The organism is Algoriphagus ornithinivorans, assembly GCF_900115305.1.
GTDB classification, from domain to species: Bacteria; Bacteroidota; Bacteroidia; order Cytophagales; family Cyclobacteriaceae; genus Algoriphagus; species Algoriphagus ornithinivorans.
In genome coordinates, this window is sequence record NZ_FOVW01000002.1 from 245,621 (window position 1) to 262,459 (window position 16,839).

Genomic DNA, 16,839 nt, shown 5'->3' on the forward strand with positions numbered 1-16,839 from the left:
TATACGAAAGAGAAAGAAAAAAAGCTGTTGAATTTTCAACAGCTTTTGGTTTTTATGTAGAAAGGATTTTTGCAACCCTAAAATCATCTTCATCCACTGATTTGTCATCTACGATCGCCTTTTTAATAGGAGTGTACACAACTTTATGATTGATTAGCCCTGCCATCACATCATATTTACCTTGTAATAGACCCTCTACAGCAGCTACTCCTAGTTTAGATGCCAATAATCTATCATAAGAACTTGGAGCTCCGCCTCGCTGCAAATGGCCAAGGATAGTTACTTTGATATCGTAATAAGGAAGATGTTTCTTTACCTTTTCAGCTATTTCAGCAGCACCACCACTTTTTCCGCCTTCTGCTACAATGACAATGTTGGATGATTTTTTGGCCTTAGTTCTGATCTTCAGTTTTTCTACCAAATCCTCAATTGGCATTTTTTTTTCAGGTATCAGAATTGCTGCCGCTGCAGAACCAATTCCCGCATTGATAGCAATGAAACCAGCATCTCTACCCATCACTTCCACAAAGAAAAGTCTGTCATGGGAAGTAGCCGTATCCCTGATTTTATCAATCGCTTCGATTGCAGTATTACAGGCAGTATCAAACCCAATTGTGACATCAGTTCCTGAGAGGTCATTATCGATAGTTCCTGGTAAACCTACGGCAGGAATTCCAAACTCTTTGTAAAACAAATGGGCTCCAGTTAGAGAACCATCACCACCGATCACCACCAAAGCATCTATGCCATGACTTCTTAGATTTTCGTAGGCTTTTTTTCTTCCTTCCGGGGTTCTAAATTCGTCACTTCTTGCAGATTTTAGGAATGTACCGCCTCTTTCAAGAACGTGAGCGATGTTTTTTGAATCTAATTTTTTGATATCATTTTGGATGAGGCCTTCATAGCCTCTATAGATACCATACATTTCCAGATTATAGTAAAATCCTGCCCGTACGGCTGCTCTGATAGCAGCGTTCATGCCAGGAGAATCCCCTCCGGAGGTAAGTACCCCGATTTTACGGATAGTTTTAGGTTCCATTATAAGGTTTGAGTTAAGGCTTTAAACATTAATTCAGCAGATGCTGGATTGGTAGCTAGTGGGATATTGTGGACATCACAAATCCTCATCAGCATTTGCACATCCGGCTCATGGGGGTGTTTGTCCAAAGGATCTCTGAAAAACACAACCATGTCAAGCTCTTTCTGTGCAGCCATAGCGGCAATTTGTGCATCACCTCCAATTGGGCCGGATAATAATTTTTGAACCTCAAAACCAGCTTTCTCGATATGCGACCCAGTTGTGCCTGTTGCAACAAGCTGAACATCTACCCTTTGTAGATTATTCTTAAAGCCGCTTAAAAAATGAACCATGTCGGCTTTTTTTCCATCATGGGCAATTAATGCAATTTTCATGAAATCTAGTTTAATAGGTTGGTGTCAAAGTTAGGAAAAAATCCTTTTTTTAAGCTTTTGATGATTTGATTTCAGGCTTATTTTTCAATAAGCAGAAGATAATTTGGAACTAATCATCCTTTCTTAGGAATCATATTTTCCAGTTTGAAAAGGAAGGCATATTCCAAGGCTATTTCTTTCAAAGCATTAAATCGCCCGGAAGCTCCTCCATGTCCCGCTTCCATATTGGTGTGTAAGAGCAAAAGGTTTTGATCTGATTTAAGTTCCCTGAGTTTTGCTACCCATTTGGTCGGCTCCCAATATTGCACCTGAGAATCATGCAAACCTGAAGTTACTAAGAGATTTGGATAGGATTTAGTTTCTACATTATCGTAAGGAGAATACGAAAGCATGTAATCATAATAATCTTTCTCTTTCGGATTTCCCCATTCTTTAAATTCACCTGTTGTCAATGGAATAGTTTCATCCAGCATTGTAGTCACCACATCTACAAAAGGAACAGCTGCAATTGCTCCATTGAAAAGCTCGGGACTCATATTGATTACTGCACCTATCAAAAGTCCTCCTGCACTGCCTCCCATTGCGTAAAGATGGGCTGAGCTGGTATATTTTTCCTGAATCAAATGATTGGCGCAGGCAATAAAATCTAAAAATGTGTTTTTCTTCTTTAGCAATTTCCCATCCTCGTACCAATGTCTTCCTAAATCTTCTCCCCCTCTAATATGGGCGATAGCATAGACAAAGCCTCTATCTAATAAGCTCAATCTGCTGCTTGAAAAATAAGCATCCATGCTAAAACCGTAAGACCCATAGGCGTACAACAGTAGGGGATTCTTTCCATCAGGTTTAAATAGAGACTTCTTGTAAACCAGAGAAATTGGGATCATTACTCCATCTTCGGCTTTTGCCCAAATCTTAGCGGATTGATAATCACTCTCCTGATAGCCTCCGACAACCTCCTGTTGCTTTAATAAGGTTCTTTTCCTCGTGACCATGTGGTATTCAAAAGTTGAAGGTGGAGAAACCAAAGAATTATATCCAAACCGGAGAATCTCTGTTTTAAATTCGGGATTATTTCCTATCCAAGCTGTGTAGGTTTCTTCTTCAAATTCCAGTTCATGACCAGCACTTCCATCCCAGGGTTTGATGAATATTCTGGTCAACCCATTACTTCTTTCCTGGGAGACAAAGAAGCTTTCAAATAAATCAAAGTCTTCTATTAATACCTGATCCCGATGGGGAATGAAGTCTTCCCAATATTCCAAAGAAGGGTTTGAAATTGGAGCTTTGACCACTTTAAAGTTTTGAGCTTGATGATTGGTTCTAATCCAAAAATGCTCTTCATAATGATCGACTGCATACTCCAAATGAGGAACTCTACTTTGAATCAATTTCCATTGTCCATTTGGATTTTTTGCTTCTAAATACCTGATTTCCGAAGAAATGGTGCTTTCAGAATGAATGAATAAATAGTCCTGGGACTTTGACTTGTGAACATGACAAGTAAATTCTTCATCCAATTCTTCAAAAACCAACTCAGAGTTCTCAGGCTTAGTACCCAGTTCATAGCGAAATATTTGATTAGATCTCAGCGTGTCAGGATTCTGTTTGGCATAAAATAGAGTGTAATGGTCTGTTGCCCAGGCCATGTTTCCTGTTATTTGTTCGATTTTTTCGGCTAGGATTTCTCCGGTTTCAAGATTTTTGAAATGAATGGTGTAGATTCTTCTTCCAACCTCATCTACCGGGAAGGCCAACATTTTTTGATCAGAACTGACAGCGATACCAGCTACATGGAAATAGGTTTTGCCTTCAGCCAGTTCATTGACATCTAGGATGATTTCTTCCTGATTTTCAAGGCTATCTTTTTTTCTACAATAAATCGGATATTCACCTCCTTGACGATATCTTACATACCAATAAAACCCAGATTTGAAATAGGGTACACTTTCATCATCTTCCTTAATCCTGCCTTTCATTTCATCAAAAAGATCCTTCTGAAACTCTTCAGTATCTTTCATAACCTCTTTCAGATAGGCATTTTCCTCTTTTAAGTATTGAATTACTTCCGGGTTTTCCCGATCTCTCATCCAGTAATAATTATCAATCCTTCTGTGTCCGTGTGCTTCTAAAACTTGGGGCCTCTTATGGGCTTTAGGTGATTTCATCAAATTTCGATTTAGGCTACAAGTTTACTAAAAAGGCTTGAGGAGGACCCGATTTTGAAATTAAATGCATTTTTTTAGGTATAAAAAATCAGAAAAATGTGATGAGCTATTGTTTCATTCAATATTTATTAAAATATTCATGGAAGTATTAATCAACCATCAACCTTTCACCTATGGGAATGTTAAAAGAATTTAAAGAATTCGCTGTCAAAGGCAATGTTGTCGATTTGGCGGTAGCGGTAATCATTGGAGGTGCGTTCGGTAAAATTGTGTCTTCTTTTGTGAATGACATTATTATGCCACCTCTGGGGCTTATGTTAGGCGGCGTAGATTTCAAGGATCTCGCAGTAGTGCTAAAAGAAGCTGAAATGGATGCCGCTGGAGAAGTTGCAGTTGCAGCTGTTACTTTAAACTACGGGATGTTTATTCAAAACGTAGTGGATTTCGTAATCATCGCTTTCGTGATTTTTCTTGCTATCAAAGGCATGAACAACATGAAAAAGAAAGAGGAGAAAAAAGAAGAAGCTGCACCACCTCCAGCACCACCAAAATCCGAAGTTCTTTTGGAAGAAATTCGAGATTTGCTCAAGAAGCAGTAAAAAATCAAACGGCTCTCAAAATTGGGAGCCGTTTTTTTATTGTTGGACTCTACCTCTCTGCCTCTGATAAAGCATTCTGGTAAAATCTCTTGAAATTCCATTCAACTTGAGAATTTGTTCATAGCTAATGACTGAGGCTACTTCCTTCACGAACTTTTCCTCATCATCAATCATTTGCCTCTGCACCGCAAATCTTTTAGCGATCATATCCTTAGCCTGAGAATCTGAAATAGAATTCGCTTCTCTTCGAGGATTTAGCTCTGCAAGTTTTCGAAGGTTTGCCTCTCTTTGATTTGAATATTGATTGTATAATGGCCAGAATTTTTGGGCTTGTTCCGGACTTAGGTCTAATCTTGTAGAAATAAAGGCGATTTTGGCATCCTCTAATTTTTGTCTATCAAATTGCTGACCCGGCCTTTGAGCATATGCCTGCAAAGAAAAGAGAAAGAGGTAAATGCTTATCCATAGGGTTTTTCTCATAATTCAAATATATTTTGATCTTCAGTATCCCACAGTTCATCCACAACAGGGAATTCCTCTTCGATGATTCCTTCCAATAATTCATCAGGATTATCACTCATGGATAAAATGTCTTCCGCAGTCCAGTAATTTGCGTCAATGTACAGATTGACTTGATTGTCCAAAACTAGATATTCATCGGTTTTGGATTGGGGAAGAAAGGTGTAAATCCCGACTGACAATGCTATAATAGCAACTGCAGCCCACTTGATCCATGAATAATCAGTTTTGGATTGCACACGTGCCATGATTTGATCAGGCAAGTCTTCAAAGTAGCCTTTTGGCTCTTTAAATGGCTGAATAGGAGGGATAACTGACATATCGTTGGTTAGACTTAATTTAGTGCTTCAGGTTTATTGATTGCTGATAATTTCTTCAATTTTTTTGACTGCATGATGATAACTGGCCTTTAAAGCACCCACACTGGTACCTGTAATAGCCGAAATTTCATCATAACTGAGGTCTTCTTGGTATTTCAAATGAAAAACAAGACGCTGCTTTTCAGGTAATTTTAGCAATGTTTTTTGGAGCTTGAGTTGAATCTCATCACCGTTTAAGCCAGAGGAATGATCCAGATAAGACTCCATTTTTTCTTGATGATCATCCAGCGAAAAGAAATAGCGTTTCTTTTTCTTCTCCAAAAAACTCAAGGCTTCATTGGTTGCAATTCGATACAACCAAGTAAACAATCCTGATTTCGACTCGAATTTATGGATATGATGATAAGCTTTGATAAAGGTATTTTGGGTGAGATCATCGGCATCCTCATGGATGATAACCAATCTTCTAATGACATGGTATACCCTTTTTTGGTAGACTTGGATCAATTGTCTGAACCCCATCTCCTTGCTATGAGGGTTTTGAATTAGATTCAGAATTTCTTGATCACTAATTTGCATTGCTGCTTGGTTAGACCTGAAATGATGGGCAAGGTTTATTTCTTTCCTTCAAAATTTTAAAATATTTGAAATCCCAAAACAGAATCCAGGCTTTTTAAGCCCAAAATCAAGGTAATGATCCATATAAAAATTGCCAGTGAATTGATCCACTTTGAGTTTTTATATTCTTTCATCCAAACTTGTTGATTTGCAATCCATATCAGCCAGGCACTGATTAATGGCAAGAGAACTCCATTTGCAATTTGTGCCAGAGAAATTAATGCCACTGGTCTAATTCCAAATGACGAAAATACCAATCCTGCTCCTACAATTATCAGAAAAGATACTCTCATACTTTGTGATTTATTTTCCTGACTCCAATTCATAATTCCGCAAATCACCAAAGCACCTGCGAGCGGAGCAGTAATCGAAGAGGTCAGACCAGCGGCCAACAATCCAAACCCCATCAAATAAGTGCCTGATTTTCCGAAAACTGTTTCTAAACCGGAAGCTACGTCCTGAGCCGAATTAATAGACTCGCTCGTATTGAATGTGCCTACTATCAAAATCGCCATAGAAACCAATCCTCCCAATAAAACGGATAAAATAATATCCCTTCGCATAAGCTTGATTCCGCTTGGATTTTTCCATTTTGCTTTGGCCAAACTTGCATAAAGGAACAGGTTGTAGGGAACCACGGTAGTTCCGATTAAGGCAACCAAGCTTGGGATTTCTTCATTCTTCAAAGAAGGCCAAAATCCTGCAAGAACTTCCGACCAATCCGGTTTTACTAATATTGCGGTGCTGATAAATACCAATGACATCAATACCACTAGAGCGATTAAAGTCTTTTCTAAGGTTTTAGAATTTCCTGACCAGAGTATCAAAAGAGCGATTGATCCTAAAAGAAAGTTGCCGGAGTCAAGAGAAAATGGACCAAAAGAGAATATTGGAGCTTTCCAAAATGCTCCAAGACCGAGATTTGCGCCCGTTATATTACCCGATTCATAGGCGATATTTCCAATGACTATAGCTGTTAGAACAAGAATGATTTGTACTATTTTGAATAGAGCAGAGCCCTTTTGGGACCTGATGATTTGACTTAGATCCTTACCTGATACTAAGCCTATCCTTCCGCTCATTTCTTGTAAAATAACTGTTGCTAAAACGGAAAGGCCCATTGCCCAGATGAGGGAAAATCCAAAATTGTATCCAGCCAAAGTGCAAACAGTGACCGTTCCGGGGCCAATAAATGCCGCTGCGATGATGGGACCGGGGCCAATGCCGCTAAGTAGTTTTTTTAGACTCAACTGACTTCTTTTTTTGCCAAAATAGCTTTTTGGGAAGACTTTTTGTTAGAATTATGGTTATTCTTTTGGCTTAAAGAAATTCTTATGATCTGGATGCGACGTGTCTTTAAAATTTTGCTGGGAATACTTCTTTCCTTGGTGTTTTTCCTATTGCTTCTTTTTCGCAACGATATATCAGAAGAAAAAATCATTAACAAATACAGCTATCCTGAATCCCATTTTATCGAAGTCGATGGGGTTAATCTTCATGTTAGATTTATGGGAAAAGGAGATCCTGTGTTTTTGATTCACGGGAGTTTTTCTTCCTTACATACTTGGGATGATTGGCAAAGAGAAATGAGCCCTTATTTTATGACCATTTCGGTGGATTTACCGGGACATGGTTTGACTGGGCCTGATGAACTCCAACGCTATTCAATTGAAGATTATGGTCAGTTTATATTGAGGTTGGCTGAGAAGCTTTCTATCAACCGCTTTCATCTAGCGGGAAATTCCATGGGTGGAGCAGTGGCTTTACAAGTTGCAAGCACTCGGCCGGATCAAGTTCTCTCTTTAAATTTAATTGACTCCTCAGGTGCTCCAAAACCTGTAAAAAGGAGTTTGGAATCCTCCTCAGAATCTAGTGCTAGAGGAGGTGGAGCTTGGGTTTTTCAACTGTTGGAAAATCCTCTTTTTTCAAAAGTGCTTCTAAAATGTACTCCGAAATTTCTCTTTTCAATGAATATGAGAGAGGTCTATGGTGATCAGGAGAAAATTAAGTCAGGCACAGTAGATCGTTATTTTGAATTGATGCTAAGAGATGGGAATAGGCAGGCAACTTTGGATAGACTTTCTGGGCCCAAACAATCCTCCATTGATTTCAATAGGTTGACTATGCCCACCCTTATCATGTGGGGAGACAGAGATTCTTGGATTCCTATTTCTCAGGCATATTCCTTGGAAAAAGCAATACCAGGAAGTAAAGTCATAGTTTTCGAAGGAGTGGGCCATGTGCCCATGGAAGAGATACCGACAGAATCTGTCGCAAAATACCTTGCCTTTCTAGGGGTCGAGATCAGGAAGGATTATCTTGATGGTCCCAAATTGATGACTTATGCAAATTGAATTTATTTTAGGACTCATATTTTTTGTACAGCTGATTTTTCTGATTCTTTATCTATTGGACAAAAGGAAAAATCTTAATTCAGAGTTACTTCAATCCCAAATCTCTGAACTTAGAAATGAGCTCGATAATGGTTTGGCTTTAGCCAGAAAAGAAAGTAGAGAGAATTTACAGTCCCAATTTCAGTTGGTATTCACTTCGCTAAGAAATCATGCTCAGGATCAAAAAGGGGAGCTCAAAACCTTTGGAGAATTATTTAGGCAAAATGTTCAGGATTTTAATTCAGTTCAAAGGGAGAAGTTTGGTGAATTGAATAGAAGACAGGATGAATTGATGAAATCTACCGAATTGAGATTGGAAAAGATTCGGGAAACGGTAGACGAGAAACTGCAAAAGACCCTAGAGGCTAGGCTTGGTCAATCTTTTGAAATGGTCAGTAGGCAGCTACAGGCTGTTCAAAAAGGCCTAGGAGAGATGCAAAGTCTAGCCAATGGAGTAGGAGATCTCAAGCGGGTTTTGAGCAATGTGAAGAGCCGTGGAGTTTTGGGTGAATATCAATTACAAGCCATTTTAGAAAATCAATTGGCACCTGATCAATATTTAAGCAATGCCGAAGTTGGAAAAGGAACGCGAGAAAGGGTGGAGTTTGCCGTCAAAATGCCTGGTCAGGATCATCCAGTATTATTACCAATAGATTCTAAATTCCCCCAAGAATCCTACTTGAGATTGGTGGATGCTTATGATACTGTCAACAAAACAGAGATTGATATCAATCGAGCTGAGTTGATTAAAGCAGTAAAAAAAGCAGCTTCAGATATTCAGATAAAATATATTCATCCTCCCTATACCACAGATTTTGCGATTTTATTTCTTCCTGTAGAAAGCTTGTACGCTGAAATTCTCCGGGAACCGGGACTAGCGCAAGCAATTCAACTGGAATATAAGGTACTGGTAACTGGCCCTACCACTCTTTCAGCTATCTTGAATAGTTTACAGATGGGCTTCAGAACTTTAGCTATTCAAAAAAGGAGCTCTGAGGTTTGGCAGATATTGGGAGCAATTAAAACTGAATTCGGAAAATTCGGAGAGCTGATAGAGAAAACACAGAAAAAGCTGAATGAAGCAAACTCTGAATTAGATAAGTTGGGGGGAGTCAGAACAAGAGCTATTCAGAGAAAGTTGAAAGACGTGCAGGAACTTCCAAGTGCAGAGAGTGAAAAGCTCTTGGATGAGTAGTTAAAATTGAAAAAAAATGAATTTTTAACTACCTGCTTTGTTACCTTAGCCTATTGGCACAAAAGAATTGGTTTAAATACTGATAACCATTAAGAAAGGTATTACTTTTGTGCCTGTTTTTATCACCAGAACAATTTCTATGGGGATGCACATTGTAATTGCCGGTGCGGGGGATATGGGTTATCACCTGGCTGAGCAATTAAGTTATGACAACAAAGACATCACGCTAATCGATACTGAGCGAGAAGTCTTGGATTATGTTTCATCCAAATTGGACGTCCTAACCGTATTGGGAGACGCCACTTCAATTGAGATTTTACAGAGGGCAAATGTGACCAATGCCAGCATGGTATTGGCAGTTACTACTTCTGAAAAAACCAATATTGTTGCGGCTGTTCTTGCAAAACAGCTAGGAGCCAAGCGTGTGATGGCCAGGGTAAGAAATCACTCTTACCTCAATCCTGAAAATGTCAATTATTTTCAAAATCTAGGAATCGATAACCTGATCTCTCCGACTATGCTCTGTAGTAGAGAGATTTTCAATATGATTCAAAATTCTTCTTTCACCGAAGTTTTTGACTTTGGAGGAGGAAAATTAAATATCGTTGGGGTTACCTTGGATCAATTTAATCCTTTGGTCAATCAAAGGATTATGGATATGAAGACCAACCCAATCTTTGAGGATATTCGCATCATTGCGATTTTAAGAGACCAAAAGACTATAATTCCAAGAGGATCCACAATTATCCGAAATAGTGATCACGTGTTCTTTATTTCTAATAAAAAGCATACTGAGAGTATTTTGGAATTGATCGGTCAGGAGAAAAGAGAGGTGAAAAATATCATGATCATCGGAGGTGATGACATGGCTCTGACCACTGCCCTCAAGCTTGAAAATCATTTCAGGGTAACTTTGGTCAATAAAGATAAGGAGAGATGTAAGTGGCTGGCAGAAAACCTCCCCAATACACTGATAATCAACGGGGATTACAAGAATATAGAGCTTTTGATTGAAGAAGGTTTGGAGCAGATGGATGCTTTTTTGGCACTTACTGAATCTTCCGAGACGAATATTATTACCAGTTTGTCAGCTAAGAATCACGGTGTGTATAAAACCATCGCACACGTGGATACAAGGGAGTATATTCATATTTCACACAGTATTGGGGTGGATTCCTTAATCAATAAAAAATTGGTTGCGGCCAATGAAATTTCCAGGTATTTGAAAAAAGGAACTGTAGAAGCCGTATCTGGGATCTATGGTGTAGATGCAGAATTTATTCAATATTCTGTCTGCAAAAATAACCGCCTGACTAAAAATGCCCTGAAAGATCTTCACTTTCCTGATACTGCTATCGTAGCCGGGGTTATCCGTGGAGAGGAAGTTTTTATTCCTGATGGAGATTTTCAGCTTCAGTTAAATGACAAGGCTATTGTATTGGCACTCCCACAAGCCAAAGGTTCCTTGGACAAACTTTTCCATTAATCTATGATTCATTTTAAGGAAATAGCAAAAATCATGGGAGCCCTCTTGGTGCTCATCTCGATTTTGATGCTTCCTGCAGCTGGGTGGTCAATTTATTTTGGAGAAGACCCTTGGCCAATTTTGGTTGCAATGTGTATTTCAGCCCTTTTTGGTGCATTTTTCTTTTCTTCCTTTTCCAAGCAGGATCAAAATATCCGAAAAAGAGAGGGCTATTTGATTGTGGCCCTTTCTTGGGTTTTCATGACGCTGTTTGGAATGTTGCCCTTTATTTTAAGCGCCGAAATCACCTCTTTTCACGATGCTCTATTTGAGACCATGTCGGGTCTTACCACAACAGGTGCCAGTATTTTGACAGATATAGAGGCAATGCCTAAAGGTCTTCTTTTCTGGAGAAGTATGACGCAATGGATTGGTGGTTTGGGAATTATTGTCTTGACGGTTGCAATTTTCCCACTTTTGGGAATTGGTGGAATTGAACTCTTTGTTGCCGAGTCACCGGGGCCAACTTCTGATAAGGTGCATCCAAGGATTTCAGAAACAGCCAAAAGGTTATGGTATGTCTACGTGGGATTGACTTTATTGGCAACCCTTCTTTATTGGGTAGGTGGAATGACTTTTTATGATGCCATCAACCATGCCTTGACGACCTTGGCTACGGGTGGATTCTCTACCAAAAATGCCTCAATGGCTTATTATGATTCGGCTTTTATTCAATATGTAGCTATTGTCTTCATGTTTTTGGCCGGAACCAACTTTACCATCATTTATTTTGGTTTGATGGGGAAATTTAGAAGGGTATTGAAAAGTGATGAGTTTAAAACTTATGCTTTTGCCTTGCTTGGGATATCGGTGATATTATTCTACCCAATTTTCGCAAAAGGAGGAGTTGACTATGAATTGGCTTTTAGAAAATCCCTTTTCCAAGTGGTCTCTCTCGTAACTACTACTGGATATGTCACTGACGACTATACCCAATACGGACAGGGAATGAGCTTTATTTTCTTCATGCTTCTGTTTTTGGGGGGCTCAGCAGGATCAACAGCCGGTGGAATCAAGTTCGTACGTCACCTGACTTTTATTAAAAATTCCTGGCTGGAGTTTAAAAGACTGGTCCATCCAAGGGCGATCGTACCATTGATGATCAATGGTGACCGGGTTACTGGAAGGATCATTACCCATATTATGAACTTCCTTTTGATTTACCTTTTGACTTTTGTCATTGGGGCATTGGTACTCTCTCTGATGGGCTATGATTTACCGACTTCTCTAGGTGCTGTGGCTACCTGTTTGGGTAATGTTGGGCCAGCTATAGGAGAAGTAGGGCCGGAGGACAACTTCGCCTTTTTTAGCGGATCTGCTAAAATATTCCTTTCCTTTATCATGCTTCTGGGAAGATTGGAATTATTCACCATTCTGATCCTTTTCACTCCATTCTTCTGGAGAGCGAACTAATCAAAAACAGTAAACTGGGCCTGTATTTTAGCAATTCTATCTTCCAGACTTTCTGAAGAAATGGTTGTTCGGCTCAATCTATCCACCATGATAGGAAAAGAGAATGGGGTAAATTGAACTGGGTGTTTGACCACGATCTTCAATCGATTAATCTTTTTTAAGGCATTAATCAACTTATCCCTATCCATCTGCTGGTTGATGGCTTCTTCATGTGCCTGCTTCAACAATAGGTTGTCTGGATCATATTGCTCAAAAACCTGAAAAAGTAAGCTGGAATTGGCCTGAATGTGCTTGAATGTCGTGGGCTTTCCCGGATATCCCTGAAAAACCAAACCTGCAATACTGGCAATTTCTCTGAATTTTCTCCGGGACATTTCACTTTCATTCACACAATGGAGAATATCCTCTTTGATATTTTTTAGGCTGAATACATCTTCTTCTAATATTTCTTCAATAGGAATTGGCATATCTGAAAGGAGCTCAAAGCCATAATCATTCATCGCCATATTGAAAGTAACTGGATAGCTTGCTGAAACTCTATAGGCAATCAAAGCACTCATCAATTCATGCATCATTCTGCCTTCAAAAGGATAGAAAAAAATGTGATATCCCTGCTTGCTTTGATGAGACTCTATCAAGAAGGTGCTTTGATCTGGAACAATGGAAAGCTTGCTCTGAAGATCCAAAATTGGTAAAACCTGCTTGACTTCTTCTGATTTATGAATGCCATTATTATACTCTGAAAGTATTTGGAGAATTTTATCTGACAGCATGGAAGAAAGTGACATTCTTGCACCCATCCAGCTTACCACGTTATTGGTTTTTTTCTCACTCACTTTGACTATGGCGCTCAGGTCTCGAATTTGAAGAAGCTCTAACGATCGACCCGCAAAAAAGAATCTATCCCCAATTTTCATTTTTGAAATGAAGTACTCTTCCACTGTGCCCAGGTAGGTTCCATTTTTGAACTTCACTTTCATCATTGCTTCCGAAACAATGGTTCCCATAGAAAGCCTATGTTTCATTGCTATTCGTTTGTTTTTGACTTTGTATAGCCCATCCTCATCTTGACTGACTTTGAGAAAATCCTCATAGCTTCCCAGAGAATTTCCTCCCTTGGTGATGAAATCCATAGCCCAGGCCATTTCCTCTTTGCTTAAATTGGAAAAAGAGTAGGTCCGTTTGACGATAGGATAGATTTTTTCCGGTGCAAATCCTTCGCCTACTGCCAGTGTGACCAAAAATTGAATGAGGACATCATAGGGTAGGATAGGAGCAAATTGAGACTCTATGGCTTCATTTTCCATGGCATCCCTTAAAGCTGCTGCTTCAATTAACTCTAGAGAATTGGTAGGGACGAAATAAACTTCAGAGGGAACACCCGGTTGATGTCCAGCTCTACCAGCTCTTTGCATAAAGCGCGCAACACCTTTAGGACTTCCTATTTGGATGACTTTGTCAACGGGTCTAAAATCTACTCCGAGGTCTAAACTTGAGGTGCAAACCACTAGTTTTAATTTTCCTTCGTGCAAAGCTTCTTCTACCCAAGATCGGACAGACATGTCCAAAGAGCCATGATGCATGGCGATCCAGCCTGCCCATTCAGGTTTGGCTTCCAAAATTTTTTGATACCAAATTTCCGTCTGAGATCGTGTATTGGTAAAAAGCAAGAGGGATTTTCCTGACTCTATGATTGGAATTATTTTGTCCAGCATCCTAATTCCCAGATGCCCAGACCAAGGATATTTTTCGATTTCATCTGGAAAAACTGATTCTAATCGGATTTCTTTTATTACCTCAGCTTTGACAATATTTATGGGAAGGTCTTTTCCTAAAAGCGCTTTGGCAGCTTCCTCCAAATTACCAATGGTAGCAGAAATAGCCCATCTTTTGAAAATGTTCGGGCAGATTGCCTGAATGTATTCTAAAGCAAGCTGAACCTGAACCCCTCGCTTATTTCCAACCAACTCATGCCATTCATCAACCACTACAGTTTGCACCGTTTGAAAGAGTTTATGATGATCTTTTTGGGCGATTAATATATGCAGTGTTTCAGGAGTTGTGATTAAGACTTCGGGAGGCCTTCTTTTCAATGCAGCTCTGGTTTTGGCATCGGTATCTCCATTTCTGACTGCCACTTGCCAAGGCAAACCAATAGCCTCGCAAACCTCTTCCATAGCCTTTTGTATGTCTTTAGCTAAGGCTCTAAGGGGAGTGACCCAAATAAGTTGAAGTCCATTGTTTTTGCTGTTCTGCCAATCGTCGGGATGCTGTTGGATAAATTCCAGAATTACCGGAAACCATAAAGCAAAAGTTTTTCCTGATCCTGTTGGGGCATTTAATAGACCTGATTTTCCATCTAAATAGTCTTTCCAGGCATGAAGCTGAAAAGGAAAGGCTGTCCAACCTTTAGACTTGAAGTAATTTAAAGCAACCTGAAAACGCTTATCCTCCATACAGTTTTAAAAGATCTTTCAAGTCTTGAAGTGTATTTGCCTCTTCTTTAGGCTTGTCTTTTCTCCATCTTAAGATACGGGGAAATCTCAAGGCTATACCGCTTTTGTGTCTTGGGCTTGCCTGAATTCCTTCAAATGCAATTTCAAATACAAGCTCAGCTTTCACTGTTCTCACAGGTCCAAATCTTTCTCGAGTATTTTTCTTTACAAATTGATCTACTTCCCGCATTTCGGAATCGGTAAGTCCAGAGTATGCTTTTGCAAAAGGAACTAGATTTTCTCCTTCCCAAACCGCAAAGGTATAATCACTGTATAAGTCTGCCCGCCTTCCGTGTCCCTTTTGGGCATAAATCATGACTCCATCAATCGTCAAAGGATCGATTTTCCATTTCCACCAATTCCCCCGTTTTCTACCTGTCTCATAGGGAGAATCTTTATGTTTCAGCATCAGGCCTTCTGCTAAATTAGCTCTGGAATTTTCTCTGATTTTGGCATATTCATCCCAATTTTCAGCCAGTAGTGGACTGGATATTTCTAATCTTGGATGTTTAGTCTTCCGGACGACTTCTTCCAAAATTTGTCTCCTTTTTTTCAAAGGATAGTCTCTGAAATCCTCACCTTCAAACTCCAATAAATCATATGCCAATAGGCTCACAGGGGCATCTTTCAGTATTTTTTTACTAATGGATTTTCTTCCAATCCTTGTTTGCAAAATACCAAAGGGTAGGGGCTTTCCTTCATCGAAAGCCAAAATCTCTCCATCCAATACCAAACCGTCAGGCAAGGAACTTCCTAAGTCAATCAGCTCAGGGAACTTTTCATTGACAAGTTCTTCTCCTCTGCTCCAGATGAAGGTTTCTTGGTTTCTTCTTATCAATTGTCCTCTGATTCCATCCCATTTCCATTCAACTTGCCACTCTTCTGTATGCCCTAGCTCTTCTGGTATCTTTTCTAAAGGATGGGCTAAGAAAAAAGGGTAAGGTTTGCTTAAGTCTTTTTCTGCTTCTGTTTGGTCAAAAAGCTGATCAAAGGTTAAAGTTTCAGGATCCCAATTTCCCATCAATGCATAAGCAATGTCTGCTTTTTCCCGGTTTAGAAAATTAGCAAGGGCCTGAGTGATTAAATTTTGACTGACACCAATTCTGAATCCTCCTGTGATAATTTTATTAAAAACAAAGCGCTCCATTCGGTCCAGTTCGCTCCATGCATTTAGAATGAAATCTTTCTTTTGCTCATCGGATTTTTCCTTTAAAGCTATCAACTGATTGATCCAATCACTGAGTTGATAGCTCGACTCGGAAGTGGGTAGAGGTAGCAAGAGAGAAATGGTTTCTGCCAAATCTCCTACTGTGTGATATGATTCTTCAAAGAGCCATTCTGGAATTTCTGCCATTTCCATACACCACTCTCGTAATTGTCGGGTATTCACTTGCCTTTTCGGTCTTCTGTGAGTGAATAGGGCGATTGCCCAGACTTTATCTTTTGAGGAAGATGTTTCAAAAAAATGTTGCAAAGCCTCCAGCTTATCTTTGGTTTTGTTGGTTTGATCCAACTTAGTGATTAGCTCTGCAAAGTTTTTCATTCAAATGGATAATGAGTAAGAGTATTTAATTTGAAATCTTAACTTAATGGACTTCTTGCCGTTTACCAATTTGAAAACAAGCTATTCATGAAAAAGTTAATTTTTGCGCTACTTTCCGGGTTAATTTTCATATCCTGCACTGACTCATTGGAATCAAATAAATACACCGGCAAGCAGGTTGAATATACTTTATTCAAAGCCTCAGATTTTGATTTTTCAGGCACTGCGACCGTCAGGGAATTGATCGGAGGGAATTTGGAGATGAGTATTGATCTGGAAGGCTCCAGGGGTGATGCCAGTGTGAGTTACCCGGCTCATCTGCATTTTGGGAATATCAATACCCCACAAGCCACAATAGCATTTATGCTCAAGCCGGTAAATGCAGCATCCCTAAAATCAGTGACTGTATTGGAGCAAATGACCAATGGAAATCGATTACTGTTCAATGAACTATTAGGATTTGAAGGGCATATCAAAGTTCATCTAGCTGCCGATGGACCTGATTACAATACGATTTTGGTTGCTGGAAATATTGGAAAAGCTGCGAATGCTTCCAATTTGGATCTGTCTCAAATGGTGATCTGCGGGAAGGATTATTAGAATAAAAAAAGGCCTGATTTTTCATCAGGCCTAAATTT

At 39.5% G+C, this 16,839-nt stretch carries 15 protein-coding genes; 6 read left to right on the plus strand and 9 right to left on the minus strand.

What is annotated here, in order from left to right; translation table 11 throughout:
• Nucleotides 1-52: 52 nt before the first annotated feature.
• From pfkA to BM073_RS03240, 3 genes are all read right to left on the minus strand, one after another.
• The gene (gene pfkA / locus BM073_RS03230; protein WP_091650273.1) at nucleotides 53-1,039 is read right to left on the minus strand and encodes a 6-phosphofructokinase; all 987 of its coding nucleotides are present in this window, start codon (nucleotides 1,037-1,039) and stop codon (nucleotides 53-55) included.
• Nucleotides 1,039-1,413, minus strand: a complete 375-nt coding sequence (locus BM073_RS03235) for a methylglyoxal synthase (protein ID WP_091650278.1) — start codon at nucleotides 1,411-1,413, stop codon at nucleotides 1,039-1,041. Before BM073_RS03235 ends, pfkA begins: the two co-directional genes overlap by 1 nt.
• 113 nt (nucleotides 1,414-1,526) lie before the next feature.
• Entirely contained in the window at nucleotides 1,527-3,581 is a 2,055-nt protein-coding gene (locus BM073_RS03240; RefSeq protein ID WP_091650282.1) for a S9 family peptidase, read from the minus strand.
• A 173-nt stretch (nucleotides 3,582-3,754) separates the two neighbouring features.
• On the opposite strand from BM073_RS03240, the gene mscL reads away from it, so the two are divergent.
• Complete coding sequence (gene mscL, locus BM073_RS03245; protein WP_091650287.1) at nucleotides 3,755-4,180, plus strand: large-conductance mechanosensitive channel protein MscL; 426 nt, start codon at nucleotides 3,755-3,757, stop codon at nucleotides 4,178-4,180.
• 36 nt (nucleotides 4,181-4,216) lie between these two features.
• Here the strand turns inward: mscL and BM073_RS03250 are convergent, their stop codons facing one another.
• The 4 genes from BM073_RS03250 to BM073_RS03265 are packed head-to-tail and all read right to left on the minus strand — an operon-like array spanning nucleotide 4,217 to nucleotide 6,887.
• Nucleotides 4,217-4,660: a Spy/CpxP family protein refolding chaperone gene (locus tag BM073_RS03250; protein WP_091650290.1), complete on the minus strand. Its 444-nt coding sequence runs from the start codon at nucleotides 4,658-4,660 to the stop codon at nucleotides 4,217-4,219.
• A complete protein-coding gene (locus BM073_RS03255) occupies nucleotides 4,657-5,019 on the minus strand; it encodes a hypothetical protein (protein WP_091650294.1) in 363 nt (120 codons plus the stop codon). Before BM073_RS03255 ends, BM073_RS03250 begins: the two co-directional genes overlap by 4 nt.
• Before the next feature lie 33 nt (nucleotides 5,020-5,052).
• Nucleotides 5,053-5,598 (minus strand): RNA polymerase sigma factor, encoded by a 546-nt coding sequence (locus BM073_RS03260; protein WP_091650300.1) that lies wholly within the window; start codon nucleotides 5,596-5,598, stop codon nucleotides 5,053-5,055.
• 56 nt (nucleotides 5,599-5,654) lie between these two features.
• Nucleotides 5,655-6,887 (minus strand): Nramp family divalent metal transporter, encoded by a 1,233-nt coding sequence (locus BM073_RS03265; protein ID WP_175557836.1) that lies wholly within the window; start codon nucleotides 6,885-6,887, stop codon nucleotides 5,655-5,657.
• 84 nt (nucleotides 6,888-6,971) lie between these two features.
• Between BM073_RS03265 and BM073_RS03270 the strand changes: the two genes are divergently transcribed.
• The 4 genes from BM073_RS03270 (at nucleotide 6,972) to BM073_RS03285 (ending at nucleotide 12,163) form a co-directional block, all read left to right on the plus strand.
• Nucleotides 6,972-7,991 (plus strand): alpha/beta fold hydrolase, encoded by a 1,020-nt coding sequence (locus tag BM073_RS03270; protein ID WP_091650305.1) that lies wholly within the window; start codon nucleotides 6,972-6,974, stop codon nucleotides 7,989-7,991.
• A complete protein-coding gene (locus BM073_RS03275) occupies nucleotides 7,981-9,225 on the plus strand; it encodes a DNA recombination protein RmuC (RefSeq protein WP_091650310.1) in 1,245 nt (414 codons plus the stop codon). The genes BM073_RS03270 and BM073_RS03275 overlap by 11 nt, the downstream gene beginning before the upstream one ends.
• Nucleotides 9,226-9,364: 139 nt before the next feature.
• The gene (gene trkA / locus BM073_RS03280) at nucleotides 9,365-10,711 is read left to right on the plus strand and encodes a Trk system potassium transporter TrkA (protein ID WP_091650315.1); all 1,347 of its coding nucleotides are present in this window, start codon (nucleotides 9,365-9,367) and stop codon (nucleotides 10,709-10,711) included.
• A gap of 3 nt (nucleotides 10,712-10,714) precedes the next feature.
• A complete protein-coding gene (locus BM073_RS03285) occupies nucleotides 10,715-12,163 on the plus strand; it encodes a TrkH family potassium uptake protein (protein ID WP_091650319.1) in 1,449 nt (482 codons plus the stop codon).
• Here the strand turns inward: BM073_RS03285 and BM073_RS03290 are convergent.
• Nucleotides 12,160-14,619, minus strand: a complete 2,460-nt coding sequence (locus tag BM073_RS03290; protein WP_091650324.1) for a ligase-associated DNA damage response DEXH box helicase — start codon at nucleotides 14,617-14,619, stop codon at nucleotides 12,160-12,162. The two genes, BM073_RS03285 and BM073_RS03290, sit on opposite strands and share 4 nt — an antisense overlap.
• A complete protein-coding gene (locus tag BM073_RS03295; protein WP_091650327.1) occupies nucleotides 14,609-16,201 on the minus strand; it encodes an ATP-dependent DNA ligase in 1,593 nt (530 codons plus the stop codon). Before BM073_RS03295 ends, BM073_RS03290 begins: the two co-directional genes overlap by 11 nt.
• 87 nt (nucleotides 16,202-16,288) lie before the next feature.
• On the opposite strand from BM073_RS03295, the gene BM073_RS03300 reads away from it, so the two are divergent.
• Nucleotides 16,289-16,801, plus strand: coding sequence for a hypothetical protein (locus BM073_RS03300; protein WP_091650330.1), 513 nt, complete (start codon nucleotides 16,289-16,291; stop codon nucleotides 16,799-16,801).
• The last annotated feature ends 38 nt before the right edge of the window (nucleotides 16,802-16,839 follow it).

Excerpts from the sequence above, each read along its gene's own strand:
- pfkA (WP_091650273.1), bottom strand. The coding sequence starts at position 1,039 with ATGGAACCTAAAACTATCCGTAAAATCGGGGTACTTACCTCCGGAGGG.
- BM073_RS03235 (WP_091650278.1), bottom strand. The coding sequence starts at position 1,413 with ATGAAAATTGCATTAATTGCCCATGATGGAAAAAAAGCCGACATGGTT.
- BM073_RS03240 (WP_091650282.1), bottom strand. The coding sequence starts at position 3,581 with ATGAAATCACCTAAAGCCCATAAGAGGCCCCAAGTTTTAGAAGCACAC.
- mscL (WP_091650287.1), top strand. The coding sequence starts at position 3,755 with ATGGGAATGTTAAAAGAATTTAAAGAATTCGCTGTCAAAGGCAATGTT.
- BM073_RS03250 (WP_091650290.1), bottom strand. The coding sequence starts at position 4,660 with ATGAGAAAAACCCTATGGATAAGCATTTACCTCTTTCTCTTTTCTTTG.
- BM073_RS03255 (WP_091650294.1), bottom strand. The coding sequence starts at position 5,019 with ATGTCAGTTATCCCTCCTATTCAGCCATTTAAAGAGCCAAAAGGCTAC.
- BM073_RS03260 (WP_091650300.1), bottom strand. The coding sequence starts at position 5,598 with ATGCAAATTAGTGATCAAGAAATTCTGAATCTAATTCAAAACCCTCAT.
- BM073_RS03270 (WP_091650305.1), top strand. The coding sequence starts at position 6,972 with ATGATCTGGATGCGACGTGTCTTTAAAATTTTGCTGGGAATACTTCTT.
- BM073_RS03275 (WP_091650310.1), top strand. The coding sequence starts at position 7,981 with ATGCAAATTGAATTTATTTTAGGACTCATATTTTTTGTACAGCTGATT.
- trkA (WP_091650315.1), top strand. The coding sequence starts at position 9,365 with ATGGGGATGCACATTGTAATTGCCGGTGCGGGGGATATGGGTTATCAC.
- BM073_RS03285 (WP_091650319.1), top strand. The coding sequence starts at position 10,715 with ATGATTCATTTTAAGGAAATAGCAAAAATCATGGGAGCCCTCTTGGTG.
- BM073_RS03290 (WP_091650324.1), bottom strand. The coding sequence starts at position 14,619 with ATGGAGGATAAGCGTTTTCAGGTTGCTTTAAATTACTTCAAGTCTAAA.
- BM073_RS03295 (WP_091650327.1), bottom strand. The coding sequence starts at position 16,201 with ATGAAAAACTTTGCAGAGCTAATCACTAAGTTGGATCAAACCAACAAA.
- BM073_RS03300 (WP_091650330.1), top strand. The coding sequence starts at position 16,289 with ATGAAAAAGTTAATTTTTGCGCTACTTTCCGGGTTAATTTTCATATCC.